We start from the raw sequence: 26,204 nt of genomic DNA, 5'->3' as shown, positions 1-26,204 counted from the left end.
GCCGCCGAGAACCGTCGAACGCCCCCACCTGTAGTCGGGGGCGCGCATCACGTTCCGTACCCCGTGGGGGAGTTCGGATTCCGGTAGCGCGAGGTCGGCCGCTCGATTCGCGGTTCCGCCGGGTGCGGCGGAACAAGCTCCGAGCGCAGCGCATGCGGCGACGAGGCCCGTAGCGGCCGCCGTCGCCGCGCGCCTCACGGCTGGCGCTCCACCTTGGCGACCTGGGCGCGCAGTGTCTGCCAGAAGGTCTCGGCGTCGGCGGGACCGCGGTTCTTGGTGGTCGTCGTGACGTTGACGGAGATGCCCCGTAGGTCGACCCATGCCTGCATCTCGTCGGCGTCCTTGAACACGAACGGACGCAGACGAGCGAGGTCGGTGGGGGCGGCGAGAACCGTCGAACGGGCCCTCGGATCGACCTGGGCCTCGCACGTGGGGAAACCCTCAGCCATCAATGCCGCCATGGGGCGGTTCACGACGGCGACCTCGACCTGGGTCGTTCCCCGAATGACCTGGGCGCTGGTCACCTGTGCGCCACCGAGTCGCTCGAACATGGTTCGGATGAATCGCGAGCACGGCGTGCCCGTGTTGCCGGGCTCGTCGAACGGCTCCAAAGTCTCGGTCTCGACCTTGTAGCCGTTCGAACCGAGCGGGAATTCGTGGGCGGCAAGAATCGTCCGGGTGGTGTTCACCGGAGCCGCCTGGGCGACGCCGGGACCGAGGGCCGGCGCCGCAAGGGCGATCGCGCCGGCAACGACGAGCCGTCGCCCGATCACGGCTGCCGCTCGACCTTCGCGACCTGCGCGCGGAGGACCTGCCAGAACAGGTCGCGCGCGCCGCTGTCGGAGCTGCTCATGACGTCGACGGTCACCGTCGCGCCGTGAACGTCCACCCAGCCCTGGAACGAGGTTCCGGCGTATTGCGTGAGGAAGGTGCGGTAGCGGGCCAGGTCCGCCGGAGCGGGCAGGACGACGGTGCGGCTGTGCGGCGAGGACTCCGCGTCGCAGGCGGCAGTCAGAGCGGAGACCTCAGCGGTGAACGAACGGGCGACCACCGCCGACTCCACGCGCACGGCCCCGCGGGCGACCTTCGCGGTGGACGCGAGCGCGCCGTCGATCGCCTTCGCGCCGGCGACGAGCCGGCGGTCGCACTCCGTGTGCGTCGGGCCGTTGATGTCGTCCGTCGTTCGGATCGTCTCGTTCTCCACCGCGTACCCGGTGGTCCCGATCGGGAACTCGTGGGCGGCGAGCACGGCGCGTGCCGGCACGACGGGGGCCGCCTGCGCGACGCCGGGCAGGGCGACGGCGGCGAGGACGGCCGCGGTCGACCCGGCGAGCACGGTGCGGACGCGCATCAGCGCGCCGCCTCGACCTTCTGGATCTGCGCGCGGAGGACCTGCCAGAAGCGGGCGGTGTTGGCGGGGGTCTCGCTGAGGCCGCGGACGTAGACGTTGACCGTGTAACCCTTGACGTCGGCCGCGCCCTCGATCGCTCCGGCGCGTTCGCCCTCGCCGTAGGTGATGACGGTGGGGTTGTAGCGCGTGAGATCACCGGGCACCGCGAGCTCCGAGTTCCGCCCCGAGCACGCCTGCGCCATGCCGCGCCACAGCGCCCCCTGGGCGGGCGAGATGACTCCGGTCGTCATGAACGAGTACCCGTTCCGGGCCGAGGCGGCCACGGACTGCGCGTTCGCGGTCGCTCCGTTCAGTCGGTTCGCGGCGTCCTTGCACGGCTGCGGCGCGGTGTTCTTGATGGTGACCGCCTCGCCGTTCAGCCGGCCGGTGCGGTAGTCGACCGAGCCCGCGGGGAACTGCGCCTGGGAGAGCACGAGAGCCCGGGACACGGGGGCGGCGGACGCCGCGGGTGCGGCGAGAGTCGAGCCCGCCGCCACCACGGCGAGGAGCGCGGCGGCCGAGGCGAAGCGCGTGCGGCGGGACGTCGACATTGAGTTCGCAATCATGCGGTGAAGTATAGAACACTTCCTTTTGATTTCAGTACGAAGTAAGGGGACGCGGGCGCATCCTGCGGCATCCCGGCGAACGGGACTAGGGTGGCTCGTGTGAAGCCTGCTCGGAGTGAACGCGCCGCCCTCGTCGACGCGGCGCGCGCCGCCGGACCCGACGCGCCCACGCTGTGTGGCGAGTGGACCGTCCGTGAGCTACTCGCGCACCTCGTCCTGCGGGAGGGGCGCCCCGACGCGATGGCGGGCATCCTCGTCCGGCCGCTCGCCGGGTACACCGAGCGAGTGCAGGCGGGCATCGCCGCCCGCTCGTTCGACGAACTGCTCGACACCGTCGCCGGTGGTCCGCCGCGGCTCTCGCCCCTGCGCCTGGTGGACGAGCAGGCGAACCTCGGCGAGTACTTCATCCACACGGAGGACATCCGGCGGGCCGCGCCCGGGTGGACGCCGCGACTCCTGGACAAGCGGGTCGAACGCGGCCTGCGCGACGTGGTCGCGCGGATCGCGCGCCTGACGATGCGGGGCGCTCCGTTGCGCATCAGCCTCACGACCGAGGAGGGGACCGTGGCCACCGCCGGGCGGGGGCCCGAAGTGGCGGTGATCGGCGCGATCGGCGAGGTGGCGATGTGGGCGTTCGGCCGCGACGAGGCGCTGGTCACGTTCGAGGGCGCCGACGGCGACATCGACCTCCTCGGGTCGGTGGTGCGCTCGCTCTGACGACCCGCCGCCGGTCCTGCTGTTACAAGTGTGGCACTTGATACGGATGGGGTTGTTGTCGATAGACTGCCCCCATGGCATCGAAGACCACCACCCGCGCGCGCGGGTCCGCGAACTCCCGCTCCGGGGGCGCGCGCACCAGCCGCGCCGCGAGCCCGACGCGCAGCCGCCAGGCCGCCCCGCGCTCCCGCGGTAAGCAGGGCGCCGCGGCTCCCAAGGCCGCCTCGGGTGCCGGTGGGGGAGTGGCGCGCGGCCTCGGGGCCGGATGGAAGCTGCTGGCCAAGGGCGTCGGCGGCGCCGTCCGCACGGGTAGCCGGGCTGAGGGGGCCGAGCCCGCGACCGGCGAGGCGGCCGCGCCCAAGCCGACCCATTCGCGGGACGGGCTCGCGCTCGTCCTGTTCGCCGTCGCGATCATCCTCGGCGCAGCCGTGTACTTCGACGCCGGCGGGCCCGTGGGCTCCTTCTTCTCGACGGGCGTCCGCGCCGTGGTGGGCTGGTTCGCCGTGCTCGTCCCGCCGCTGGCCATCGCCCTCGGCGTGATCATGATGCGCCGCCCCGACAACCCGGCTGCACACGTGCGGCATCGCGTCGGCGCCGCGCTCATCGTGCTGCCCTTCCTGGGCCTGCTGCACATCGCGTCCGGCGGACCGTCGAGCTTCGACGACCGCGCCGCTGCCGGCGGCTACCTCGGGTACGTCGTCGGCGGGCCGCTGACCGACGGCTTCACCGCGTGGATCTCGGTGCCGCTGCTCGTCCTGGTCGCGCTGTTCGGCCTGCTCCTGGTGAGCGGGATGACCGTGCGCGAGATCATTGACCGGCTCAAGTACTACTTCGGTGTCGACATGAAGGAGCAGTACGGCGACGAGGAGCCTCTCGACGACGAGGACCTCGACTCGCCCTTCGCGGCCTTCGACTCCGGCCGCGGCGACACCGCGACCCGCGCGCTGACCCCGTACGGCGACCCGTACGACAACTACCCGGCAGATCCCGAGCCGCCCAAGCGCAGCAGTCGCCGCCGCAAGGCCGTCGAGGAGGACGAGCCGGCACCGTCGGACCAGGTGACCGCGCCGATCACGCCCGAGCCGGCACCGTCGGACGAGCCGACCGTCGAGGTGCCTCCGGCGCCCAAGCCGCGCCGCGCCGCCGTGGTCAAGGACCACACGCCGCCCCCCGCGCCCAAGGCGACCGAGTTCACCGTCGCACGGACCATCGACAGCGAGGACTACCTCCTGCCGCCCGCCGACCTGCTCATCGAGGGCGAGCCGGCCAAGGCGGGGACCAGCGCCAACGATGCCATGATCGACGCGATCAGCGGCGTGATGGAGCAGTTCAAGATCGACGCGGCCGTCACCGGCTACACCCGCGGCCCGACGGTCACGCGGTACGAGCTCGAGCTCGGGCCCGGCGTCAAGGTCGAGAAGGTCACCCAGCTGCACCGCAACATCTCCTACGCGGTGGCGACGGACAACGTCCGCCTCCTGGCGCCGATCCCCGGCAAGTCCGCCGTGGGCATCGAGGTGCCGAACACCGACCGCGAAATGGTGCGCCTGGCCGACGTGCTGGCCGCGGACAACACCCGCAAGGACACGCATCCGCTGGTCATCGGCCTGGGTAAGGACATCGAGGGCGAGATGGTCAACGCCAACCTCGCCAAGATGCCCCACCTGCTGGTCGCCGGTTCGACGGGCTCCGGCAAGTCGAGCTTCGTGAACTCGATGCTCGTCTCGCTGCTCGCCCGCGCCACGCCCGACGAGGTGCGGATGATCCTCATCGACCCGAAGATGGTCGAGCTGACGCCCTACGAGGGCATCCCGCACCTCATCACGCCCATCATCACCGACCCGAAGAAGGCCGCCGCCGCGCTCGCCTGGCTCGTGGAGGAGATGGAGCAGCGGTACAAGGACATGCAGGCCTCGCGCGTGCGCCACATCGACGACTTCAACCGGAAGGTGCGCTCGGGCGAGATCACCACGCCGCTGGGCAGCGAGCGCGTCTACCGGCCGTACCCGTACATCGTCGCCATCGTCGACGAGCTCGCCGACCTCATGATGACCGCCCCGCGCGACGTCGAGGAGGCGATCGTCCGGATCACCCAGAAGGCCCGTGCCGCCGGCATCCACCTGGTGCTCGCGACGCAGCGCCCGTCGGTCGACGTGGTCACCGGCCTGATCAAGACCAACGTGCCCTCGCGCCTCGCGTTCGCGACGAGCTCGCTGACGGACTCGCGGGTCATCCTCGACCAGCCCGGCGCCGAGAAGCTGATCGGCATGGGCGACGCGTTGTTCCTGCCGATGGGCGGCAAGTCGACCCGTATGCAGGGCGCGTTCATCACCGACGAGGAGATCACCTCCGTCGTCGACTTCGTGCGCAACCAGGCCGAGCCGGAGTACGCCAACGGCGTCACCGAGACCAAGGTCGAGAAGAAGGACGTCGACCCCGACATCGGCGACGACCTGGACGTCTTCCTGCAGGCCGTCGAGCTGGTGGTGTCCTCGCAGTTCGGCTCCACGTCGATGCTGCAGCGCAAGCTGCGCGTCGGCTTCGCCAAGGCCGGCCGCCTGATGGACCTCATGGAGTCGCGCGACATCGTCGGGCCGTCGGAGGGGTCCAAGGCGCGCGACGTGCTGGTCACCCCCGACGAGCTGCCCGGCCTGATGGTGGTGCTGCGCGGCGGCGGCGATGTCGCTCAGGAAGCGGACGAACCGGACTTCTGATACAGTCCTGTGTGCATGTGTGAGGGGAGTATCCCGCTCGCGGCGTGAACGTCAGCACGGTGGATCGATATCCACCCGGGCGCGCCGGACCCGCAGTTCGGGTCGGGAGAGACCTCCGGATCTGTACCGGAGGTGTATGCAATGCAGGTTTCTGCGCTCGTCTGGATCGTCTCGATCCTGGTTGTCCTCGGACTCTTCGTCTTCGACTTCTTCAGTCATGTGCGCACGCCGCACGAGCCCTCGCTGAAGGAATCCGGCTTCTGGTCGGCGGTGTACATCGGCATCGCGATCCTGTTCGGGATCGGCGTGTGGGCCGTGTCGGGGCCGCAGTACGGCGGCGAGTTCTTCGCCGGCTTCGTCACCGAGAAGGCGCTGTCGGTCGACAACCTCTTCGTCTTCGTCATCATCATGGCGAAGTTCGCGGTGCCCCGGATCTACCAGCAGAAGGTGCTGCTCATCGGCATCGTGATGGCGCTGGTGATGCGCGCCGGCTTCATCGCCGTCGGCGCGGCCGCGATCTCCGCGTACTCGTGGGTGTTCTACATCTTCGGCGCGTTCCTGCTCTACACCGCGATCAAGCTGGTCAAGGAGGCGTCGTCGCCCGAAGGGCCGGTCGAGGACGAGAAGGAGCGCGAGGGCCGCGTCGCCGCGCTGTTCAAGAAGATCGTCCCCACCACCGAGACCTACGACGGCGACAAGCTGATCACCAAGGTCGACGGCAAGAAGGTCGCCACCCCGCTGCTGCTCGCGCTGGTGGTCATCGGCTTCACCGACGTGCTCTTCGCGCTCGACTCGATCCCCGCGATCTACGGCCTGACCCAGGAGCCCTACCTGGTGTTCATGGCGAACGCCTTCGCGCTGATGGGCCTGCGCCAGCTGTACTTCCTCATCGGCGGCCTGCTCGACCGCCTGGTGTACCTGTCCTACGGCCTGTCGATCGTGCTCGGCTTCATCGGCGTGAAGCTGGTGCTGCACGCGCTGCACGAGAACACGCTGCCCTTCATCAACGGCGGCGAGCACGTCGCGGTGCCGGAGATCTCCACCGGGCTGTCCCTGTCGGTCATCCTGGGCGTCCTGGCGATCACCACCATCGCCTCGCTGGTCAAGTCCAAGCGCGACGGTGCCCGGGAGCAGGCGTCGTCGGACGTGCCCTCGGACTCCGGCGAGAAGTAGCTCGCGCATCGTGCACCGTTGACCACCTCAGAGGTGGTCAACGGTGCACAGCCGTATCGGCGGAACCTCGTCGGTCTCCCATGCGTCCAAGGGGTATGGGGGAGTCGAGGGATATCAGCCGCGTCGTGGCCGACAACGACGGGGTGATCACAATCGCGCAGGCCAGGGCGTGCGGGTTGTCGCCGCGCCAGGTGGACGGGCGGCTGCGCCGCGGCGAGTGGGAGCGGCTGGGGCGCGGCGTCTACCTCTCGTCGGCGCACCATTTCACCGATGCCGCCCGGATCCGCGGCGCCGTCGCCCTCACAGGTGGGACGGCCGACGCGGAGACGGCCCTGTTCTGGCACGGCGTGATCGACGTGCCGCCGCTGCCGACGACGGTCTCGGTGCCCCGTACGCACCACCGTGCACCGCGCTACCTCGCCCCGCTAGACGTGCACCGCCGGGACCTGCTGCCCGCCGATATCGAGGTGGTCCGGGGAGTGCCGGTGACCAGGCTGCCGCTGAGCCTCTTCGACTCCGCACCGCTCCGCCGGGACGCCACCACGCTGCTGGACCGATCGCTGCAGTCGGACGGCGTCACGGTATCGGGCCTCCGCGCGGCCCTCGATCGGAACGCGGGTCGGCGCGGGATGGCCGAGGCCCGGCGGATCGTCGAGGTGGTCGAGGCGGACACGGAGTCCGTAGCGGAACGCCGATTCGCCGCACTCATGACGGCCGAGGGGATCTCCGGATGGGTCGCTCAGCTCGTCATCGGGCGGTACCGCGCGGACTTCGCGTGGCCGCGGGAGAAGCTCGTCGTCGAGGTCGACGGCTGGGCCTTCCACAAGGACGCGGTGCGCTTCCAGGCCGACCACGACAAGCGGAACGCCCTCGCCCGGCTCGGAATGACGATCCTCTCCTTCACCTGGCACGACGTGGTGAACGAACCCGTGGCGGTCGTGGAGTCGGTGGTCGCGGTGCTCAGCGACCGGCGGGCTGCGGTGTCCTGACGCGGTGTTCCTGACGCGGTGTTCTCGACGCGGCGACGGGACACGGCGCCAGGGCGAGGTGCCGGGACGCGCGCGTCAGGACGGTGTGACGCCGACGGCCACGGTGGCCTGTCGCTCGTCGTCGATCTCGATGTACGTGTCGAGGCCGACCGCGCGCAGCGCGGCCACCGTGTAGGTCGCCTGCTGGCGTCCGGTCTCGATGAGCACCCGGCCGCCGGGGCGCAGCCAGCGCGGCGCGTCGATCGCGATCCGGCGGTGCAGGGTCAGGCCGTCCGGCCCGCCGTCGAGCGCCCGGTGCGGCTCGTTGTCGCGGGCCTCCGTCGGCATGGTCCGGATCGCCGCGGTGGGCACGTAGGGGGCGTTCGCGGCGATCACGTCGACGGTGCCCCGCAGCGCCGTGGGGAGCGGGCCGAACAGATCGCCGACGAGGACCGTCGCCGTCGGGGCGTTCCGCGCGGCGTACTCGGCGGCGGTGCGGTCGATGTCGGCGGCGTAGGTCTTGGCGGACGCGGCGGTCGCCGCGATCGGGCCGGCGCCGCAGCAGAGCTCGACGAGGACACCGGTGCCATCGGCCAGTTCGGACAGCAGCTCGGTGCGGCGGCGGGGGACGAAGACGCCGGGGCCGACGATCAACCGGCGGCCGCGGAACTCCACCCAGCCGAGCAGGTGCTCCAGGGGCTCGCCCGCGCATCGTCGCCGGACGAGGGCCTCCAGGTCGGCGCCCGACGCCGCCTCCGCCAGCAGCTCGGCCTCGCGTTCGGCGAAGGCGCATCCGGCCGCCCGCAGCTCACCGATCACATTCACCGGAGGAGTCAATCATGGTTGGGCGTGATTCACCACACTCACAGCACCCCGGTTCGGTCTGATTCACGGTGCGTGAATCGCCGTCCGATCAGGTGAATTCCGGAAAGTCCCTAGAGGGTGACCAGCATGCGGGTGTTGCCCAAGGTGTTGGGCTTGACGTATGAGAGGTCGAGGAACTCGGCGACGCCCTCGTCGTAGCTGCGGCACAACTCGTTGTAGACCTCGGCGCTCACGGGCGTCCCGTCGATCTCCTCGAAGCCGTGCCGGCCGAAGAAGTCGGTCTCGAAGGTCAGGACGAACACCCGGCGCAGTTCCAGCGAGCGCGCCTCGTCGAGCAGGCGGGCGACCATCTTGTGCCCGATCCCGTGGCCCTTGACCGCGGGATCGACCGCGAGCGTGCGGATCTCGCCGAGGTCCGACCACAGCACGTGCAGGGCTCCGCATCCCACGATCACGCCGTCCACCTCGTACACCCAGAACTCCTGTACCGATTCGTACAGGGTGACCAAGTTCTTCTCCAGCAGGATCTTCCCCGCGTAGACGTCGATGAGGCGCTTGATCGCGGCGACGTCGGAGGTCCGGGCGCGGCGCAGCACATCGTCGTGGTCGGTCTTCACGGTCGAAACTGTAGCGCGCAGAGCCGCTGATTCCGCGTACCGATAGGCTGATCGGCGTGAGTGCAACGGACGGCGTGCAGCCCGCGAGCACACCTGTCTCGAACGTCAACGTCGCGAACGGGTTGACGGTGCTCCGGATCGTACTCGTTCCGGTCTTCCTCGCGGCGCTGTTCGTCGACGGCGGTCAGTCGACCACGTGGCGCTGGATCGCCTTCGCGATCTTCGCGGTCGCCATGATCACCGATCGGGTCGACGGCCAGATCGCCCGCAGGTACGGGCTGATCACCGATTTCGGCAAGCTCATGGACCCGATCGCCGATAAGGCGCTCACCGGTGCGGCCTTCGTCGGCCTGTCCGTGTTGGGGGAGCTGCCGTGGTGGGTCACGCTGGTGATCCTGGCCCGCGAGTTCGGCATCACCGCCTTCCGGTTCGCCGTGATCCGCGACGGCGTGATCCCCGCGAGCCGCGGCGGCAAGCTCAAGACCCTGCTGCAGACGCTGGCGATCGGCCTGTACCTCATGCCTCTGCCCGCATGGATGGATCTGCCCAGCCAGATCATGATGGGTGCGGCCGTCGTCGTCACCGTCGCCACCGGCGTCGACTACCTGCTCAGCTGGTGGCGTGGCCGCCGATGACGCCGCGCGCCTCGTCGCCGCCCTCGTCGAGCGCGGCGAGACCGTCGCGTCCGCCGAATCGCTGACCGCCGGCCTGTTCGCCGCCACCGTCGCCGACGTCCCCGGTGCCAGCGCCGTGCTGCGCGGCGGGCTCATCGTGTACGCCACCGACCTCAAAGCGAGCCTGGCCGGCGTCCCGCCGGGCGAGTTGGAGCGCAACGGCCCCGTCCACCCGGACACCGCGCGGGCCCTCGCCCGGGGCGCGCGGACGCGCTGCGGCGCGGACTGGGGCGTCGGACTCACCGGCGTCGCCGGGCCCACGGAACAGGACGGCGTGCCCGTCGGCACCGTCCACATGGGGATATCCGGCCCGTCGGGCACGACGGTGAGCACGCTGCGGCTCGACGGTGACCGTGCCACCGTCCGGCGCGGCGCGGTTCGGGCGGCCCTGCGGGAGCTCGCCGCGCGGGTTTCGGCGAATCGGGAACCATCCGGGCCCGCCCCGCGTTGACTGGACAGATACCAAGACGGAGGTGAGCATGGCTCTACTGCTTCGCGAGGCGATCGGCGAGAACCTGCGGAAGACCCGGGTGCGCCAGAGTCGCACGCTGCGGGACGTGTCCTCGGCCGCGCAGGTCAGCCTCGGCTACCTGTCGGAGGTCGAGCGCGGCCAGAAGGAGGCGTCCAGCGAGTTGCTGGCCGCGATCTGTGGCGCGCTCGCCATCGATGTCGCCGATGTCGTGGCCCAGGCCAGCGTGTCGATGCGCCCGATCCCCACCGTGGTGATCCCCGCGCCGGCACTCGCCGCGGCCTGACCCTGAGACGAGTGATCCGCGGATTCGGGGATTTCCCCGAACCCGCGGACCAGGGCGGCGCAACGGGGTCCTTTCCCGATAGATTGGTAAGCACGAGTCCGGCGGTCGCCGGGCGGCCGGGCGCGGATCCGGCGATGGACGTATCGAGGCGGAGGAGAACTGACGATGGCTAACCCGTTCGTCAAGGGGTGGCGCTACCTGATGGCGCTGTTCAATTCGAAGATCGACGAGAACGCCGATCCGAAGGTGCAGATCCAGCAGGCGATCGAGGACGCGCAGCGCCAGCACCAGGCGCTCTCGCAGCAGGCGGCGGCCGTCATCGGCAACCAGCGCCAGCTCGAGATGAAGCTGAACCGCCAGCTGGCAGAGGTCGAGAAGCTCTCGGCCAACACCCGCCAGGCCGTGCAGCTCGCCGACCAGGCGACCGCCGCCGGTGACGTCGCCAAGTCCACCGAGTACACCAACGCCGCCGAGGCCTTCGCCGCGCAGCTGGTGACCGCGGAGCAGAGCGTCGAGGACCTCAAGGGGCTGCACGACCAGTCCCTGCAGGCCGCCGGCCAGGCCAAGCGTGCCGTCGAGCAGAACGCCCTGCAGCTGCAGACCAAGTTGGCCGAGCGCACCAAGCTGCTCAGCCAGCTGGAGCAGGCCAAGATGCAGGAGCAGGTCTCGGCGTCGCTCAACCAGATGGGCCAGCTCTCCGCGCCGGGCAACACCCCGAACCTCGACGAGGTGCGCGAGAAGATCGAGCGCCGCTACGCCAACGCCCTCGGCTCCACCGAGCTCGCGCAGAACTCCGTGCAGGGCCGGATGGCCGAGGTCCAGCAGGCCACCGTCCAGATGGCGGGCCACTCGCGGCTCGAGCAGATCCGGGCGTCGATGCAGGCCAGTGGCCAGATCACGGGCGCGCCCGCGGCTCCGCAGGCGGCACCCGCGCCGCAGACCCCGCAGCAGGCTCCGAATCCGGGCCTGCAGAAGCCCTGAGAACACGAGGAACCATGACCGACCAGCGAGGCCGTCACCGCACCGACTTCTCGGCGGTGGCGGCCTCTGCCGGTCGGATGGCCGCCTCCGCGATCAGCGCCGCGTCGAGCGCCATGGAGACCGCCGCCCGCGCCGCCGATGAGGCGCGCGACAAAGCAGCGCGTCGCCGGGACCCGAAGGTCGCGCACCAACGGTCGATCAGACAGGCCCGCTACACCGTCAACAGCTGGGCCGCCACCACGTCCACGTCCGCGGTCGTCGCGGTGGGCGGCTTCGCCGCGGCGGCTCCCGTCGTCGGCGGCACCGCCACCGCCGTGACCGCCCTCGTCGCCGTCCCGGCCGGGTACGCCGTGCGCAAACTGCGGCGGCTGCGCCGCACCCCGCCGCCGCCCCGCACCTACGCCCGCCGCGCCGTCCCGGCCCGGTCCTCCGCGCTGCACGAACCGGTGCGCGCCCTCGCCGACGCCGAGCAGGAGTTCCTCGCGCTGATGTCGGTGCTCACGCGCTCGGGGGCCCTCCCGCCGGACGCCCTCAGCGAGCTCGACGACGACGCCGAGACCTCGGCGGACGCGATCATCTCCTACTCCGAACAGCTCGTCGATCTCGAGCGGGTGGTCGCCGGGGGCGGAGGGTCCGCCGCGTACCTGCGCGAGACCTTCGAGGAGGGGCTCGACAGCCTCGACGAGGGTGTCGCCGCCTATCGCGAGATGGTCCGGTCCGCCGCCACGACGGTGGCCGCCGCCCGCCGATCGCTCGGCTCGCCCGCCCGGTTCGACGAGCTCAGCACCGCGACGCCGCGATTGCAGGAGACCGCCGAGCGGCTGCGCGCCTGGGCGTACGGCATCGCGGCGCTGCCGCCCGTGCCGGATCCCCGTACCTGGTGATCCGCTCTCGGGGTTAACCCCCAAATCTCCCTGAAACCGCAGCTCAGAGCGTGACTTCCACGCTCCCGCGGGGGCAGTATGGAAGGCGAAGGACTCACCCCACACTCCCCGAAAGGTGCATCGCAATGTTCTGGAAGATCCTCGGCGCCATCGTCGTCATCTGGCTCGCCCTGATGGTGGCCTCGGCGATCATCAAGTCCCTGTTCCCGCTCGCCGTCATCGCGCTCGTCGTGATCGGTATCGTCACGGTGGTCAAGTGGCTGGGTTCGGGGAAGAAGACCCCGAGCACGTTCTAGCGGGGCCGACCCGCGCGCGCTCCCCGCGGGCGCGCCGACGGCTCACGAAGGAGTGCGGGTGCGCGTTGCGATCGTCGCGGGTTCCGAGGCCGGGCATGCACTGCCCGGCCTCGCCCTTGCGCTCCGTCTGATCGGCGCGGGTCACGAGCCCGTCGTCTTCACCGGCCGGCAGTGGCGCGACGTCGGCGCCCGCTACGCCGTCGACACCCGCGAACTGCCGGGACTGGCCGCCCGGCCCGGCGACGACGACGGCGATGCGGGAGCCAAGATCCACGGCCGCGCCGCCTACATCGCGACCCGCGTGCTGCCCGACATCGAGGCCCTCCACGTCGACCTCGTCGTCGCCGACATCCTCACCCCCGGCGGCGGGATGGCGGCGGAACTGCTCGGCGTGCCCTGGCTGGAGCTCAGCCCGCATCCCCTCTACCTTCCGTCGAAGGGCCTCCCGCCCATCGGATCCGGCCTCGCGCCCGCGGAGACGCCGCGGGAACTGCTGCGCGACGCGGTGCTCCGCGCCTTCACCGCCCGCGACATCGCGAACGGCCGACGCCAGCGCGAGACCGCCCGCGCCGGCATCGGGCTCCCGCCGCGCGACGGAGGGCCCGCTGGGCGGCTCGTCGCCACCATCCCCGCCCTCGAAGTACCGCGCCCCGACTGGCCCTCGCGGACGCACCTCGTCGGACCACTGACCCTGGAGCCGACCGACGATCCGTGCCCCGTTCCCGACGGTGCCGGCCCGCTCGTCATGGTGGCGCCGTCGACCGCGGCGACGGGGGAGCAGAACCTCGCCGAAGTGGCCGTCGACGGGCTGCGCGGCGCCGGCGTGCGGCTCGCGGTGAGCGGTCTGAATCCGCCCGCCTTCGACGAGCCCTGGGTCGCCAGCGGTTTCGGCCGGCAGGACGACCTCGTCGCGCAGGCCGACGCCGTGGTCTGCGGCGGTGGACACGGCATGCTCACCAAGGCGCTCACCGCCGGAAAGCCGGTCGTCGTCGTCCCCGGCGGCGGCGACCAGTGGGAACTCGCCAATCGCGTCGTGCGGCAGGGGAGCGGCGTGCTCGTCCGGCCCGCGACCGCCGACGCGATCCGCGCCGGCGTGCGCCGCGTGCTCGACGAGCCGTCGTACGCCCGCGCCGCCCGGTCCGCCGCCGCCGGGGCCCACCGCGTCGCGGACCCCGTGCTGGTGTGCGAGGCCTATCGGTAACCTGGTGCGGTGCGCCTCACCGACTTCCGCGAACTGCTCTACGCCGAGTTCGGCACGCTCCGCGGCGACACCCTGATGCGCGATCACCGGCTCGGCGACTTCGGCGTCACCGGTGATCAGGCCATCGAGTCCGGCGTCGACCCGCGGGACGTGTGGCGGGCGCTCTGTGCGGAATTCGATGTGCCGAGGTCCCGCTGGTAGTCACTCCTGCGGCGTCGGGCCCGGCGACCACAGCCCGGTCCGCGTGACCTCGGTCCGGCCCAGCTGCGCCGCGGGCGCGTCGACGTAGGGGACGTACCGCTCGAGCGCACCCCACTCCCGGCCCCAGTCGTGGTTCAGGTAGGTCGGGACGGTCTGCGCCGTGGCGAGGAGCAGCGCCCACCCCAGCGGCCCGCCGGCGTCGCCGCCCTGCCATGTGGTGGTCGCCGCGGCCGCCAGATCGCGCTCGGGCAGGATCCGCCACTTCGGCTGCTCCGCCACGCCGCCGTTCTCCCGCCACTGCCGCTGGCACGGGAAGCCGATCCCGGCGCCCCAATCGACCAGCGTCGGGTCGTCGCCCAGCAGCTCCTGCAGCGTCTCCAGCTTCGGCGCGCGCGGGGGCGTGTACGCCACCCACGTGCTCTCCGACGGCGCCGTGATCGTCGCGCGCACCCGCACGGCGGTCGCGCCCGCGGGCACCGTCTCCGCCGGGACGCGGAGGTTGCGCCACGCCGGAGCCGGGCCGATGTCGATGGGCGTGACCGCCCCGTTCGGGGTGATCGTGCCCTGGCCGGTGCCGAACTCGAGTTGCAGGTCGCCGGGGCCGAAGCGGCCGGCGACGCTGATCGTCAGCAACCGGTCGATCCCGCCCGCGGGCAGCGCGTACCAGCTCGAGATCGCCCGCGCGGAATGCTGCGGACCGGTCTGTCGGCTACCGACCATCGGCACGCGCGCGGGGTCGAGCCCGAAGGGCAGGGCCGCGGTCGAGCCGTTGACGCCGGGCGCGGCGAGGGTGCCGCCGCCGGTGCCGCCCGTGTTCGACGGGGTGTTGTCGGCGTCGCCGGTGCGCACCAGGTCGGCGGCGCCGCGCGAGCTCGAGCTGAGGCTGCCGGCGATGCCGTTCGGCGTGAAGTTCGCGTTCAGCTCGCCGACCAACGGGTCGGGTGCGGTGCCGATCGGGGCGAGCACGCCCGCGGTGGCGTCGCGCTCGACGAGGACCTCGTCGGCCATGCCGCACGGGTCGCCCGCGAGCGAGCGCAGGTTCTGCTGGCCGTAGGAGTAGGCGGGCCGCTGGATCATGATCGACGCGACGTTGGTGGCGCCGATCATCGCGATGATGAGCGTCGCGACCAGGGTGATGGGCGTCGCGAACCCCGGCAGGCGGAACCTTCCCCGATCGTTTTCCTGGCGCCCGCCCGCCGGACCGCCGAGCCCCGGGACCCGGGGTGCCCACCCGGTCACGTGCACCACGAGCGACGCGGCGAGCAGCACGACGGTGGCCGCGCCGAAGACGGTCGCGATCTTCACGCCGGCGACGGACGGATCGGCGCCGCCCCAGGGGATGCCGAAGTTGCCCGGGTAGAACCAGCCGTTCGTGGTCTCGAAGGCCAGCGTCGCGCAGCCGGCGACCGCCGCGAGGGCCAGGAGCCGGAACTGGGGGCGCCGGATCGTCCGCGGGCCGACGGCGACCACCGCGATGGCGGCGACCATCGCGCCCAGCGTCGCGAAGGCGCCGAAGTGGTGCGTCCACTTGGTGGGGTTGAAGGCCATGACCAGTAGCGAGACGCCGATGGCGGCCACGACGCGGCGCGCGGGCCCCGTCGCGATGCCGGGGATGCGGCGCCGCCACAGCAGCAGCGTCGCCACGATCGCGGAGCCCAGGAACAGGGCGAGCATCGCGAACCGTCGGGCCACGGAACCGTTGGGATTCTGCTGGAACAGGGCCTCGTACCGGATGATCTCGCGGTGCCAGGGCTCGCTCGGCCCGACGTCGCCGAGCAGCTTCGTGGACTGGAGCATCTCGACGAGGCCGTGATCGGCGAAGACGAGGAAGAGCACCGACGCGCCCGCGGCGCTCAGGGTGAGCAGCGTCGCGGCGTACCCGTTCGCCCGCACGTGCGCCACCACGGCCCGCCACAGGGGCGCGGCCGCGACGAGGAAGACCACGAAGGCGAAGCTGCCCGTCGGGGCCGCGGAGAGGGTGAGGCCGGCCACGACGAGGCCGACGCCCGCGGGGGCGAGCCGGCGCGTGGCGATGGACCGTTCGACCAGGCACCAGGTCACGACGGTGCCGACCGCGACGATCGGCTCCGGGCGCAGGCCGGGGTTGTAGGTGAGCCAGAACAGCGTGAAGACCGCCGCCATCGCCCACAGCGCGCGCGAGTGGTCGCGCGGCGCCCGGCGCTTGCTCAGGCCCAACCGGGGCAGCACCTCGCGGGAGAGCAGGAACCAGGCCAGGATCCCGGAGAGCAGCGCGGGCAGTCGCAGCCAGGGGCTCGACACACTGAGGTCCGCCATCCAGGAGACCACGTAGAAGGGCATGCCGAAGGGTGCGTAGGGCGCGTCGTAGTACCGGAACACCTCGGGCATGTACCCGGAGTGCGGTGCGGCCTTGATCATCCCCAGGATGTAGCCGTCGTCCGACGTCGGCGCCCCGACGATGTGCCAGGCCAGCAGGCTGCCGATCACGGCCGCATCGGCGAGGCGCACCTGCCGCCAGCTGCGGGGGACGAGCCGGCCCCGGCGGCGCCCGTCGGCGCGGTCGAGCAGGGCCAGCGCGAGCAGCGAGACGAGCACGCAGGCCGTGCCGATGAGGATCGCGGCGCCCTTGAGCACCGACGGGGAGGAGGTGTAGCGGGAGTCGACGTCGATCGTCATCGTCGGCGTCGGGCCCTGCAGGTCCGCGGGCAGGTCGGAGAACACGCCGACCACCTGGGGCCGCAGATCGCGACGCACGTCGCCCTGGCCCGAGATGCCCGTCGCGGCCGCGAAGGCGTGGTCGGCGTCGACCGCGATCCGCAGCTCGCCGCAGCGGGCCAGATCCGCGCGGGGCACGGTGTGCACGAGCGCGCCGCGGGAGCGGACCGTGAGCGCCTCGCCGTCGACGGTGACGTACAGGCCGGCCGTGCGCGCGCGGTCCCCGGCGGCCGGGGGCGTGGTGGCCGCGAGCACCGTCTGCTTGTCCGACGGTGCCGCCGCGGCGACCGCGCAGGGGATCGTCGCGTCGACCTCCAGCGGCTTGTACATCGTGAGCGGCGCGGTGACCGGTGCGAGCGATCCGGACTGCGGCCAGTCGATCGTGACGGCGGTCTGCTGGATCGGCAGCAGGGGCGTCGCGATCGCGAGCACCAGGCCGATCAGGCCGGCGACGACGGCGGCGATCCGGGCGATTCGGAGGTTCACGATCAGTCAGGGTATCGGCCCGGCGCGACGGGTCCGGTCGGCGCGCGGCGAGTCGTCCGAGACGGGTGTGAAATACGCCGTCCCGGCAGCTATGCTGTGACCACCGACACAGCCCGCGCCCGGTTCCGCCACCCCTGGAACAGGGCGTATTGAGAGAAAGCACGGTGGTTTCAGTGACCCTTGACGCCAATTCGCCGATCGAGAAGCTCCCCGGCGGCACCGACGCGACGCAGGCGGGTCGGCACGATGCCGATCCCCGGGGCGGGCAGTCCGCCTCGGTCGAGTCCTTCTCCCTGGACGATCGGTACACGCGCGAAGAGGGCACGATCTACCTCACGGGCATCCAGGCCCTGGTGCGCATGGTGCGCGACCGGGCCCGGCTCGATCGCCGCCAGAATCTCACGACGGGCTCGTTCATCTCCGGTTACGAGGGCTCGCCGCTCGCGGGCTACGACCTGGAGATCGCCAAGCGCACGAAGTACCTCAAGGACTTCGACACCGTGCACCGCCCCGGCCTCAACGAGGAGCTGGCCGCCACCTCGGTCATGGGTTCGCAGATCGCGGCGCAGGTCGGGCACCTCGACCGCGGCCTCGCCGGCGTCACGGGCTACTGGTACGGCAAGGCGCCCGGTCTCGACCGCGCCACGGACGCGCTGCGGCACGCCAATATGATCGGCACCCATCCCACCGGCGGCGCGGTCGCTCTCGTCGGCGACGACCCCGGCGCCAAGAGCTCGACGGTGCCGTGCGCCTCCGAGATGGCCCTGGCCGATCTGTACATGCCGATCCTCTACCCGGCCGACTCGCAGGACATCCTCGACCTCGGCGTGCACGCCGCGATCATGTCCCGCGTCTCGGGCCTGTGGACCTCGCTGAAGATCTCCGCCCACGTCGCGGACGGGTCATCCACCGCGGACGTGCACCCCGACCGCATCCTCCCCGTCTACGGCGACCTCGGCACCAGCCCGCACGTCCCGTCGGGCCAGCTGCTCGGCGCGAAGCTGATGGAGCTCGAGCAGAACCAGCTCACCGTGCGCATGCCCCGCGCCACCGAGTACGCCCGGATCAACCGGCTCAACCGCATCACGGTGCGCTCGAGCGACGACCGGATCGGCATCGTCTGCGCCGGTAAGACCTACCTCGACGTGCGCGAGTCCCTGCGGCTCATCGGCATCGAGGACGACGAGCTCAACCGCCTCGGCATCCGGATCCTCAAGATGGGCATGGTCTACCCGTTCGAGCGGCAGATCCTGCACGAGTTCATCGACGGCCTCGACGAGGTGATCGTGGTCGAGGAGAAGCGCGACTTCCTCGAGACGATGATGCGCGACATCCTGTTCCGGCACCCCGGTGCGCCGAACATCGTCGGCAAGGCCAACGAGGACGGCTCCACGCTGTTCTCGCGCTTCGGTGAGCTGGACGTCGACTCCGTCTCCCGCGGCCTCGCCCAGCGGCTCGCGCGCGTGCACCAGGTGCCCGCGGCGAAGGACTGGCTGGACCGTAAGGCCCAGGTGCGCACGCGGATCGAACTGCCGCTCGCGGCGCGCAGCCCGTACTTCTGCTCGGGCTGCCCGCACAACACCTCCACCAAGGTCGCCGACGACACGCTGGTCGGCGCCGGCATCGGCTGCCACGCCATGGTCCTGCTCATGGACCCGCAGCAGGTGGGCGACGTCACCGGCGTCAGCCAGATGGGCGGCGAGGGCGCGCAGTGGGTCGGCATGGCCCCGTTCGTCACCGAGAAGCACTTCGTGCAGAACATCGGCGACGGCACCTTCATGCACTCGGGCTCGCTGGCGTTGCGCCAGTCCGTGGCCTCGGGGGAGCGGATCACCTACAAGCTGCTGTTCAACGGCACCGTCGCCATGACCGGCGGCCAGGACCCGGTCGGCCAGATGTCCCTGCCGCAGATCTGCGCGCTGCTGCAGGCGGAGCGGGTCACCAAGATCATCGTCACCTCGGACAACCCGAAGCAGACCTCGATCGGGCTGCCGAAGGGCATCGAGGTGCGCGATCGCGCCGACATGCTCGATGTGCAGCGCGAACTCGCGGAGACACCGGGCGTCACGGTCCTCGTGCACGACCAGTACTGCGCCGCCGAGAAGCGGCGCAAGCGCAAGCGCGACAAGTACCCCACGCCGAACCAGCGCGTGGTGATCAACGAGCGCATCTGCGAGGGCTGCGGCGACTGCGGCCAGAAGAGCAACTGCCTCTCCGTGCATCCGGTGGAGACGGAGTTCGGCCGCAAGACCCGCATCGACCAGAGCTCGTGCAACCTCGACTTCTCGTGCCTCAAGGGCGACTGCCCCTCGTTCGTCACGGTCACGCCGGGCGCGCAGGGCAAGGTCCGCAAGTCGGTGCCCGACATCACCGCCGAGTCGATCCCGCAGCCGAAGAAGGCCCGTCGTGAGGCCGACGGCATGGCCATCCGGATCACCGGCATCGGCGGCACGGGCGTGGTCACGGTCTCGCAGATCCTCGCGACCGCGACGGTGCTCGACGGTCATTCCGCGCGCACCGTCGACATGACCGGCATGGCCCAGAAGGGCGGCGCCGTGGTCTCGGACATCAAGGTCTCGGCCACGTACGTGGACCAGGCCGCGAAGGTCGCCTCGGGCGACTGCGACGTGTACCTGTCCTGCGACAGCCTCGTCGGCGTCGACCCGGCGAACCTCAAGGTCGCCTCGCCCGAGCGCACCACGTCGATCGTCTCGACCACGGAGGTCCCCACCGGCCAGATGGTGATCGACACGTCCGTCGGCTACCCCGACTCGCGGAGCATCCACGAGGCCATCGACCGGGCGTCGCTGCGCACCGTCTATCTCGACCCGGGCGACCTGACGCTGCAGCTGTTCGGCGACGAGCAGTACGCCAACCTGTTCATGGTCGGCGCCGCCTTCCAGACCGGCGCCCTGCCCATCAGCTCCGCGTCGATCGAGCGGGCCATCGAGCTCAACGGCGTCGCCGTGGAGAAGAACCTGCAGGCCTTCCGCCGCGGCCGCCAGTCGGTCTCGGACCCGGCCGGCGTGCAGGCCGCGATCGACGCGCTGCACCCCGTGCCCGCGCCGGCCCCGGTCAGCGCGTTCGCCAAGGGCCTCGTCGCCGTCCTCGACGGTGGCTCCGAGGAGCTGCTGCGCCAGGTGGGGATCCGCGTGGACGAGCTGGTCGCGTACCAGGACAAGGCCTACGCCGAGCGCTACGTCGACGACGTCGCCCGCGTCTTCCGCGCCGAGAAGAGCTGGGGCTCGGAGGATCTCACCGCGGCCGTCGCGCACAACCTGCACAAGCTGATGGCCTACAAGGACGAGTACGAGGTGGCCCGGCTCTCGCAGGACACCGGGTTCGCGGCGCAGGTCGCCGACGAGTTCGGTGCCGACGCCAAGAAGGCGATCCGCCTGCACCCGCCGACGCTGCGCGAGATGGGCCTGAAGAACAAGCTCGCCCTGGGCGAGTGGGTGAACCCGGGCATGAAGACGCTGGCGAAGATGAAGCGCCTGCGCGGCACCAAGCTCGACGTCTTCGGCATGACCGAGATGCGTCGCATGGAGCGCACTCTCATCGCGGAGTACCGCGCTCTGGTGGGCCTCATGATCGCCGCCGCCGAGGGCGGCCGGGTCGCCGACGAGCAGCGCATGCAGGTCGTCGCCCTGGCCGAGCTGCCCGACATGGTTCGCGGCTACGAGTCGATCAAGACCGGCAACGTGGAGAAGTACCGCGCCGCCGTCCAGGAGCAGCTGGAGACGCTGGGCTGGTAGCCCACGTCCTCCCGTGTTCGACGGTGACCGTCCCTCGTTTCGAGGGGCGGTCACCGTCTTTTTCGTCAGGGCAGGCTGAACAGCAAGACGAGTGCGGCGATCACGAGGTAGCCGATCACCCACCAGGACGCCCCGGGACGGGGCAGGGGGCGCCCGTGCCTCATGGCGTGATCGACTTTGCGCCAGCGGTATCCGGCCTGCACGGCGAGAATGATCGCCAGGATCAGCGAACCGCGGACGATCAGACCACGCTGGAGGTCGGGCACGAGATCACCTGCCAGGGCCTCCAGCCCCAGCGCGGCGGCGATCACCGCGAGCGACGTCCGGGTCCAGGCGAGGAACGTGCGCTCGTTGGCAAGGGTGAACCGCGGATCGGGTTCCTCGCCCTGCGGCACCACCGGTCCCGGGGGCCGCACGGTCGCCGTCATTCCGCGGCGCCGAGCGATACGACCGCCGGCCGCCACTGCGGTTCCCCGAGCGACGCGGCCCGCTGCGATTCCGCGGCGGCCCAGGCGAACACCCCGCGCGCCATGAGCGACTCCTCCGTACGGGCTCGCTCCCCGTACACCCGGGCACGGGTCTCCTGCGCCGCACCGGACTCCGGATCGGCCTGCACGGCCATCTCCGCGAAGTGGGAGGCCAGCCGCAGGTCACCGGCATCGGCGGCGCGCGCAACCTCATCGAGCACGGGGCGCAGACCGCCGGCGAGCCGCACGACGGCCCGGGCGAGCTCCGCGTCGGTGCTGGGCTTGAGCCGCGCCGGATTGCCGTCGAACCAGCCTCCGTACCGGCGCCACAAGTTGCGCACGATGAACTCGGGCTCGTCGTACCGGGCCCGCAGGTACACGCGGTCGGCGAGGCGCGCGGGCGGGGTGACGGCGGGCACGATGTCGTCGAGCCGAAGGCCCGCGTTCATCATGTCGAGCGTCTGTCCCACGATCGCGTCGAGCCAGTCCGCAGTCTCCAGGCACGCCTGCTCGATGCGATCGGCGCCGAAGATCGGGGCGCCGTGCGAGGGCAGCATGATCTCCGCACCGAGGCCCGCCATGCGCCGCAGCGCCTGCGCCCACTCGCGCGGGAAGCGCTGTGCCTTCTGGGGATTGCCGCAATTGGGTACGAGCCAGACGAACATGTCGCCCGGCATGAGCAGCTTGTGCTCCGGCACGTACGCCACTGCGGCGTCGTCGGTCTCGCCCTCCGCGTGGAAGAGCTCGAAGGTCACGCCCGCGCGGCGCACCGTCATCGTGTCGCGGAAGGTGAGGTCGGGGGAGCGGAGGTCGCTCGGCCACGTCAGGTCCGGGATCTGGAACTGGCGGCGGTTGATGATCTCGTTGTAGCCGGCGGTGAGCCGGTACCGGTCGAACCGGTCGCGCACGCGCTCCTGCCCGATGACCTCGATACGGGAGCCGGGCTCGGCCTCGAACGGGGCGAGGCCGCACACGTGGTCGGTGTGGCCGTGCGAGTAGAACGCGGTGGTCAGCGGCTTGTCGGTCCACGCGCGGAGCAGGTCGTGCCCGCGCTGTGCGCCCCGGGCGTTGCCAGTATCGAAGAGCACCAGCTCGTCGTCGGTGCGGAAAGCGATCGCGTTGCCGAAGCCGGGGAGGAAGCCGACGCCGTCGGCGATGTCGACCACGGGGTGGCCGCCGCGGCCGGTTGCGATGTCGTTGTCGATCTCGCCGGACCAGACCCGGTCGGCGTAATCACGGATATCGGTGATGCTCATGCCAGTTCTCCTGCCAGGTCGCGCATGATGCCGTTGCGCTGGATCTCCGAGGCGCCGGTCAGTACGCGGAACATGCGCAGGCCGTGCCAGAGTTGTTCGATCTCGGTGCCGCGGACCATGCCCGCCTTGCCGAGCATCTGCATCGCTTCGTCGGCGATGCGGTACGCGCTCTCGGCGACGAAGAGCTTGCACATGAAGGACTCGATACGGGGCCGGCGGCCTGCGTCGAGGTCGGCGAGTGCCGCGTAGGTCATCGACCGGCCCGCGTACAGCTCCGTCGCCATATCGGCCAGGCGGTGCTGGATCGCCTGCTTCTCGAGCAGCAGCCCGCCCGTGACGGGCCGCTGCGCGGCCCACTGCAGCGCGATCTGGATCGAGCGACGAGCGGCGCCGATCGCGGTGGGGCAGTGGAGCAGACGGTTCGCGGTGATCCGGCCGAGCGCGATCCGCAGGCCCTCTCCCTCCGCGCCCAGCAGGTTGGCCGCGGGGACGAACGCGCCCTCCAGGATCACGTCGGACTCCACGTTCTGCCCGGTGAGCGGCAATGCGCCGGGGACGATCTTCACCCCGGGGCCGTCGAGGTCGACGAGGAAGGCGCTGTAGCGCTCGTCGTCGGCGGCCATGCGCGCCACGACGATCGCGAAGTCGGCGAAGGTCCCGGCCGTGCTGAAGACCTTGTGCCCGGTGAGCAGGTAGCCGCCGTCCGTGGGTGTGGCGGTGGTGGACATTCGGCGCACGTCGGAGCCGGCGTCGTCCTCCGTGATGGAGAAGCAACACGCGCGCTCGGCGCGGACCACCGGTAGCAAGTACTCGTCGATCTGCTGCTGCGTGGCGATCCCGAACAATGCCCCCACCCGCAGGGGACCGCCCATGTCGCCGAGTACGGAGGTCGCGAGAACACGGGGCGACGCGCCGATCTCCTCCTTGAGCGCAGCCAACCGCGTATAGCTCAGCCCCTGCCCGCCGAGCTCGGGCGGGAGGTGGATGCCGTAGAAGCCCAGCTCGCGGCTGCGCCGCCAGACAGGCTCCAGGAGTTCGCGACTCAGTGGTGTGCCGTAGGCGATGAGGTGCTCGCGCTCGTAGTCGGCCAGCTCGCCGTCGAGGTAGTCGCGCAGGCGCAGTACCAGCGCGTCGAGCTCGGGATCGTCGGGGTGTCGCGGGGTCAGGGAGAACATCGGGGGCTCCTTGTCTCGGAGAAGTGGGCGGTGCGATGCGCGGATCGAGAGGTGGTCAGCCGACGCGCCGGCCGGCGCCGGCCCAGTCGCGGTCACGGAGTGCGCGGCGGTCGATCTTGCCGTTGCGGTTCTTCGGTAGTTCGGTGTGGAAGTCGATGCGGCGGGGGATCTTGACCCGGGAGATCAGCCGCCCGCACGCCTCGGTGAGCTCGTCGGCGGTCACCTCGTAGCCGGGCTTGAGCACGACGGCGGCTTTGACGGCCTCGCCCCACTTCTCGTCGGGGACGCCGTACACGCAGGTCTCGAAGACGGCGGGGTGCGCGTACAGGGCCGTCTCCACCTCAAGGCAGTAGACGTTGTAGCCGCCGGAGACGATCATGTCCTTCTTGCGGTCCACCAGGAACAGGAAGCCGTCCTCGCGGAACCGCCCCAGATCACCGGTGTGCACCCAACCGTCGCGGAAGGTCTCGGCGGTCGCCTCGGGCGCGTGGAAGTACTCGCGCACGCAGTCGTCGCCGCGGGCCACGACCTCGCCGACCTCGCCCACCGGGACCGGGGCACCGGCATCGTCGACCACGCGGACTTCGGTGTCGAAGACGGGCCGGCCGCACGAGAGCAGGAGCTCGGGGTCGCTCTCGAGGCCGCGCACCACGTCGGCGGAGGAGAGGAAAGTGATCGCGCTCGTCGTCTCGCCCTGACCGTAGCCCTGGTTGACGACGGGGCCGAATGCCCCGACCGCGTCGCGCAACCGCGCGGGGCTGATCGGGGCTCCGCCGAGGGTGACCGAACGCAATGCGCTCAGGTCGCGGTCGGCGAGCGAGGGATCGGCGAGCACCAGATTGAGCATCGCCGGCACGAGGAAGGTGTTGGTCACCTTCTCCCGCTCGAGCGCGTCCAGGTAGTCGGACGGGGTGAATCGAGGGAGGACGACGACAGTCGCACCGCGGAAGAAGCAGGACAGAATGCCCATGCCGCTCGCGTGAGTGATGGGGCCGGGCGCGAGGTACACCTCGTTCTCGACATGCAGCTCGGCGTTCATGGCGACCTTCCGCATGTTCGCCAGACGGTTGCCCACGGTCTGCACCGCGGCCTTGAGGGTTCCAGTGGAACCGGAGGTGAAATTCAGGACCGCGGGAAGGTCGGCATCCAGATCGGCGACGACGGTGCCGGGCTCGCCCTGCGCGAGCAGCGCGGCGTAACCGTCGGCACCGTCGGACTCGAGCGCCACCACCCGGCAGTCGAGCGCGCGGCGGGCGACCATCTCGGAGACGATCGCGGCGTGCCGGGCGCCGGCGAAGACGAGGCGGGTCTCGGAATCGACCAGCACGTGCTCGATCTCCGCCGGTGCGAGGCGGGCGCTGATCGGTACGCGCAGGAAGCCTGCCTTGCACATGGCCATCTCGGCGACAACGAGTTCGCCGCAATTGTCGGCGACGGTCGCCACTGCGGAGCCTGTGGTGAGGCCCGCGCCGTACAGGGCGCTGGCGAGCCGGTCGCTGTCGGCGTCGAGTTCCGCGTACGTCCAGCGGCGGTCCGCGCACACGAGCGCGACGTGGTCGGGGTGATACGCCGCTGTGCGGGTGAGGTAGATGCCGAGGTTCATGCCGTCTCCATTAAGTGGACTTGAACGCCAAAAATAGACGTGCTGTCTAATAACGGTTATAGACGTGGTGTCCATCACTCGTCAAGACTGCTAGAAAAAGACATGGCCACTGAAGACCGCCGCACCCGGCGTACCCGCTCCGCGCTCCGTCACGCCCTCGTCGAACTCGCTGTCGAGCGGAGCTTCGGTGAGGTCACCGTCGAAGAGATCACCGAACGCGCCGACGTCGGACGCGCGACCTTCTACACGCACTTCCGAGACAAGGACGCGCTCTACGACGACGTCGTCTCCGCGCTCGTCGCCGAGCTCGCAGTACGGACGCGCCCCGAGGACACCGCCGGGGAGGGTTTCACGGGGCGCCCTGTTCACGCCCTGTTCGAGCATGCCGCCGACGAGGTCGAGAGCTACCGGATGGTGCTCCGCGGCGACGGGGACGGTCGTGCTCGTCGCGCACTCGCGGGTGCACTCGTCGACGCCGCGGAGGACGTCTTCCGTGTACGGGTCGCCGAGGCGGGGGTCGTGCCGCGCATCGACCTGACCGTGCTCGCGTACGCGTGGGTGGGCGAGCAGCTGGAGGTGTTGGGGTGGTGGCTCGAGGGTGGCCGGGCGGTTCCGCTCGAGCAGGTCGTCGGGATGCTCGCGGATCTGTCGCGCTACGGCCGGCGGTGGGCGACCGGGTTCGCCGTCAATGCGCCCGGCGAGGGGTGAGGCGACGCATACGCGCAGGTGGGCGCCGACTTCGGCGCGAGGGGGTTGTGTTCCGGCTCACACTGAGCCTATTTTTGGACATAGAGTCCAGGAACGGA

24 protein-coding genes are annotated in these 26,204 nt (G+C 70.9%); 14 read left to right on the top strand and 10 right to left on the bottom strand.

Going from position 1 to position 26,204, the window contains the following annotated elements; all coding sequences use genetic code 11:
• Positions 1-194: 194 nt before the first annotated feature.
• From ACNAYW_RS16980 to ACNAYW_RS16970, 3 genes are read right to left on the bottom strand one after another with little or no spacing between them, the layout of a single operon-like run.
• Entirely contained in the window at positions 195-773 is a 579-nt protein-coding gene (locus ACNAYW_RS16980) for a hypothetical protein (RefSeq protein WP_415850840.1), read from the bottom strand.
• Positions 770-1,351 carry a hypothetical protein gene (locus tag ACNAYW_RS16975; RefSeq protein ID WP_415850839.1) on the bottom strand — a complete coding sequence of 194 codons (582 nt, stop codon included), beginning with the start codon at positions 1,349-1,351 and terminating at the stop codon, positions 770-772. Before ACNAYW_RS16975 ends, ACNAYW_RS16980 begins: the two co-directional genes overlap by 4 nt.
• Positions 1,351-1,956: a hypothetical protein gene (locus ACNAYW_RS16970; protein ID WP_415850838.1), complete on the bottom strand. Its 606-nt coding sequence runs from the start codon at positions 1,954-1,956 to the stop codon at positions 1,351-1,353. The genes ACNAYW_RS16975 and ACNAYW_RS16970 overlap by 1 nt, the downstream gene beginning before the upstream one ends.
• 99 nt (positions 1,957-2,055) lie before the next feature.
• Between ACNAYW_RS16970 and ACNAYW_RS16965 the strand changes: the two genes are divergently transcribed.
• The 4 genes from ACNAYW_RS16965 (at position 2,056) to ACNAYW_RS16950 (ending at position 7,549) form a co-directional block, all read left to right on the top strand.
• Positions 2,056-2,673, top strand: coding sequence for a TIGR03085 family metal-binding protein (locus tag ACNAYW_RS16965; RefSeq protein WP_415850837.1), 618 nt, complete (start codon positions 2,056-2,058; stop codon positions 2,671-2,673).
• A gap of 74 nt (positions 2,674-2,747) precedes the next feature.
• On the top strand, positions 2,748-5,387 hold the full coding sequence (locus tag ACNAYW_RS16960) for a DNA translocase FtsK 4TM domain-containing protein (protein WP_415850836.1): 2,640 nt from the start codon (positions 2,748-2,750) through the stop codon (positions 5,385-5,387).
• 141 nt (positions 5,388-5,528) lie between these two features.
• A complete protein-coding gene (locus ACNAYW_RS16955) occupies positions 5,529-6,560 on the top strand; it encodes a TerC family protein (protein WP_415850835.1) in 1,032 nt (343 codons plus the stop codon).
• 125 nt (positions 6,561-6,685) lie between these two features.
• Positions 6,686-7,549, top strand: a complete 864-nt coding sequence (locus ACNAYW_RS16950; RefSeq protein ID WP_415850834.1) for a DUF559 domain-containing protein — start codon at positions 6,686-6,688, stop codon at positions 7,547-7,549.
• 75 nt (positions 7,550-7,624) lie between these two features.
• Here the strand turns inward: ACNAYW_RS16950 and ACNAYW_RS16945 are convergent, their stop codons facing one another.
• On the bottom strand, positions 7,625-8,353 hold the full coding sequence (locus tag ACNAYW_RS16945; protein ID WP_415850833.1) for a putative protein N(5)-glutamine methyltransferase: 729 nt from the start codon (positions 8,351-8,353) through the stop codon (positions 7,625-7,627).
• A 110-nt stretch (positions 8,354-8,463) separates the two neighbouring features.
• A complete protein-coding gene (locus ACNAYW_RS16940; RefSeq protein ID WP_415850832.1) occupies positions 8,464-8,970 on the bottom strand; it encodes an amino-acid N-acetyltransferase in 507 nt (168 codons plus the stop codon).
• 56 nt (positions 8,971-9,026) lie between these two features.
• On the opposite strand from ACNAYW_RS16940, the gene pgsA reads away from it, so the two are divergent.
• The 8 genes from pgsA (at position 9,027) to ACNAYW_RS16900 (ending at position 13,962) form a co-directional block, all read left to right on the top strand.
• Positions 9,027-9,605: a CDP-diacylglycerol--glycerol-3-phosphate 3-phosphatidyltransferase gene (pgsA, locus tag ACNAYW_RS16935; RefSeq protein ID WP_415850831.1), complete on the top strand. Its 579-nt coding sequence runs from the start codon at positions 9,027-9,029 to the stop codon at positions 9,603-9,605.
• Positions 9,592-10,095 carry a CinA family protein gene (locus ACNAYW_RS16930; protein ID WP_415850830.1) on the top strand — a complete coding sequence of 168 codons (504 nt, stop codon included), beginning with the start codon at positions 9,592-9,594 and terminating at the stop codon, positions 10,093-10,095. Before pgsA ends, ACNAYW_RS16930 begins: the two co-directional genes overlap by 14 nt.
• 28 nt (positions 10,096-10,123) lie before the next feature.
• The gene (locus ACNAYW_RS16925) at positions 10,124-10,399 is read left to right on the top strand and encodes a helix-turn-helix domain-containing protein (RefSeq protein WP_415850829.1); all 276 of its coding nucleotides are present in this window, start codon (positions 10,124-10,126) and stop codon (positions 10,397-10,399) included.
• Positions 10,400-10,564: 165 nt separating this feature from the next.
• Positions 10,565-11,380 carry a PspA/IM30 family protein gene (locus tag ACNAYW_RS16920; RefSeq protein WP_415850828.1) on the top strand — a complete coding sequence of 272 codons (816 nt, stop codon included), beginning with the start codon at positions 10,565-10,567 and terminating at the stop codon, positions 11,378-11,380.
• A 14-nt stretch (positions 11,381-11,394) separates the two neighbouring features.
• A complete protein-coding gene (pspM, locus tag ACNAYW_RS16915; RefSeq protein WP_415850827.1) occupies positions 11,395-12,264 on the top strand; it encodes a phage shock envelope stress response protein PspM in 870 nt (289 codons plus the stop codon).
• Between the two features lie 125 nt (positions 12,265-12,389).
• A complete protein-coding gene (locus ACNAYW_RS16910; protein WP_415850826.1) occupies positions 12,390-12,560 on the top strand; it encodes a hypothetical protein in 171 nt (56 codons plus the stop codon).
• Positions 12,561-12,618: 58 nt separating this feature from the next.
• The gene (locus tag ACNAYW_RS16905) at positions 12,619-13,761 is read left to right on the top strand and encodes a glycosyltransferase (protein WP_415850825.1); all 1,143 of its coding nucleotides are present in this window, start codon (positions 12,619-12,621) and stop codon (positions 13,759-13,761) included.
• 9 nt (positions 13,762-13,770) lie between these two features.
• On the top strand, positions 13,771-13,962 hold the full coding sequence (locus ACNAYW_RS16900; protein ID WP_415850824.1) for a DUF3046 domain-containing protein: 192 nt from the start codon (positions 13,771-13,773) through the stop codon (positions 13,960-13,962).
• Here the strand turns inward: ACNAYW_RS16900 and ACNAYW_RS16895 are convergent, their stop codons facing one another.
• Entirely contained in the window at positions 13,963-17,142 is a 3,180-nt protein-coding gene (locus ACNAYW_RS16895) for an arabinosyltransferase domain-containing protein (RefSeq protein ID WP_415850823.1), read from the bottom strand. It lies immediately after the preceding gene.
• A 173-nt stretch (positions 17,143-17,315) separates the two neighbouring features.
• Here ACNAYW_RS16895 and ACNAYW_RS16890 point away from each other — a divergent pair, with 173 nt between their 5' ends.
• Positions 17,316-20,897 (top strand): indolepyruvate ferredoxin oxidoreductase family protein, encoded by a 3,582-nt coding sequence (locus tag ACNAYW_RS16890; RefSeq protein ID WP_415850822.1) that lies wholly within the window; start codon positions 17,316-17,318, stop codon positions 20,895-20,897.
• A gap of 65 nt (positions 20,898-20,962) precedes the next feature.
• On the opposite strand, the gene ACNAYW_RS16885 is transcribed toward ACNAYW_RS16890, so the two are convergent.
• Genes ACNAYW_RS16885 through ACNAYW_RS16870 form a run of 4 tightly spaced genes read right to left on the bottom strand, consistent with a single transcriptional unit; the run spans position 20,963 to position 25,398 of the window.
• A complete protein-coding gene (locus ACNAYW_RS16885; protein WP_415850821.1) occupies positions 20,963-21,325 on the bottom strand; it encodes a YidH family protein in 363 nt (120 codons plus the stop codon).
• Positions 21,322-22,620 (bottom strand): alkyl sulfatase dimerization domain-containing protein, encoded by a 1,299-nt coding sequence (locus ACNAYW_RS16880; protein WP_415850820.1) that lies wholly within the window; start codon positions 22,618-22,620, stop codon positions 21,322-21,324. The genes ACNAYW_RS16885 and ACNAYW_RS16880 overlap by 4 nt, the downstream gene beginning before the upstream one ends.
• Complete coding sequence (locus tag ACNAYW_RS16875; protein ID WP_415850819.1) at positions 22,617-23,795, bottom strand: acyl-CoA dehydrogenase family protein; 1,179 nt, start codon at positions 23,793-23,795, stop codon at positions 22,617-22,619. Before ACNAYW_RS16875 ends, ACNAYW_RS16880 begins: the two co-directional genes overlap by 4 nt.
• Positions 23,796-23,850: 55 nt before the next feature.
• On the bottom strand, positions 23,851-25,398 hold the full coding sequence (locus tag ACNAYW_RS16870) for a class I adenylate-forming enzyme family protein (protein WP_415850818.1): 1,548 nt from the start codon (positions 25,396-25,398) through the stop codon (positions 23,851-23,853).
• Between the two features lie 102 nt (positions 25,399-25,500).
• Here ACNAYW_RS16870 and ACNAYW_RS16865 point away from each other — a divergent pair, with 102 nt between their 5' ends.
• Positions 25,501-26,106, top strand: a complete 606-nt coding sequence (locus ACNAYW_RS16865) for a TetR/AcrR family transcriptional regulator (RefSeq protein WP_415850817.1) — start codon at positions 25,501-25,503, stop codon at positions 26,104-26,106.
• Positions 26,107-26,204 lie beyond the last annotated feature (98 nt).

Source organism: Tsukamurella ocularis (assembly GCF_965138335.1).
Taxonomy (GTDB): Bacteria; Actinomycetota; Actinomycetes; order Mycobacteriales; family Mycobacteriaceae; genus Tsukamurella; species Tsukamurella ocularis_A.
The sequence above is the reverse complement of the archived record's forward strand: the minus strand, read 5'-3'. Positions and strand labels throughout refer to the sequence as shown.

Excerpts from the sequence above, each read along its gene's own strand:
- ACNAYW_RS16975 (WP_415850839.1), bottom strand. The coding sequence starts at position 1,351 with ATGCGCGTCCGCACCGTGCTCGCCGGGTCGACCGCGGCCGTCCTCGCC.
- ACNAYW_RS16970 (WP_415850838.1), bottom strand. The coding sequence starts at position 1,956 with ATGATTGCGAACTCAATGTCGACGTCCCGCCGCACGCGCTTCGCCTCG.
- ACNAYW_RS16960 (WP_415850836.1), top strand. The coding sequence starts at position 2,748 with ATGGCATCGAAGACCACCACCCGCGCGCGCGGGTCCGCGAACTCCCGC.
- ACNAYW_RS16955 (WP_415850835.1), top strand. The coding sequence starts at position 5,529 with ATGCAGGTTTCTGCGCTCGTCTGGATCGTCTCGATCCTGGTTGTCCTC.
- ACNAYW_RS16925 (WP_415850829.1), top strand. The coding sequence starts at position 10,124 with ATGGCTCTACTGCTTCGCGAGGCGATCGGCGAGAACCTGCGGAAGACC.
- ACNAYW_RS16920 (WP_415850828.1), top strand. The coding sequence starts at position 10,565 with ATGGCTAACCCGTTCGTCAAGGGGTGGCGCTACCTGATGGCGCTGTTC.
- pspM (WP_415850827.1), top strand. The coding sequence starts at position 11,395 with ATGACCGACCAGCGAGGCCGTCACCGCACCGACTTCTCGGCGGTGGCG.
- ACNAYW_RS16910 (WP_415850826.1), top strand. The coding sequence starts at position 12,390 with ATGTTCTGGAAGATCCTCGGCGCCATCGTCGTCATCTGGCTCGCCCTG.
- ACNAYW_RS16885 (WP_415850821.1), bottom strand. The coding sequence starts at position 21,325 with ATGACGGCGACCGTGCGGCCCCCGGGACCGGTGGTGCCGCAGGGCGAG.
- ACNAYW_RS16880 (WP_415850820.1), bottom strand. The coding sequence starts at position 22,620 with ATGAGCATCACCGATATCCGTGATTACGCCGACCGGGTCTGGTCCGGC.
- ACNAYW_RS16875 (WP_415850819.1), bottom strand. The coding sequence starts at position 23,795 with ATGTTCTCCCTGACCCCGCGACACCCCGACGATCCCGAGCTCGACGCG.
- ACNAYW_RS16870 (WP_415850818.1), bottom strand. The coding sequence starts at position 25,398 with ATGAACCTCGGCATCTACCTCACCCGCACAGCGGCGTATCACCCCGAC.
- ACNAYW_RS16865 (WP_415850817.1), top strand. The coding sequence starts at position 25,501 with ATGGCCACTGAAGACCGCCGCACCCGGCGTACCCGCTCCGCGCTCCGT.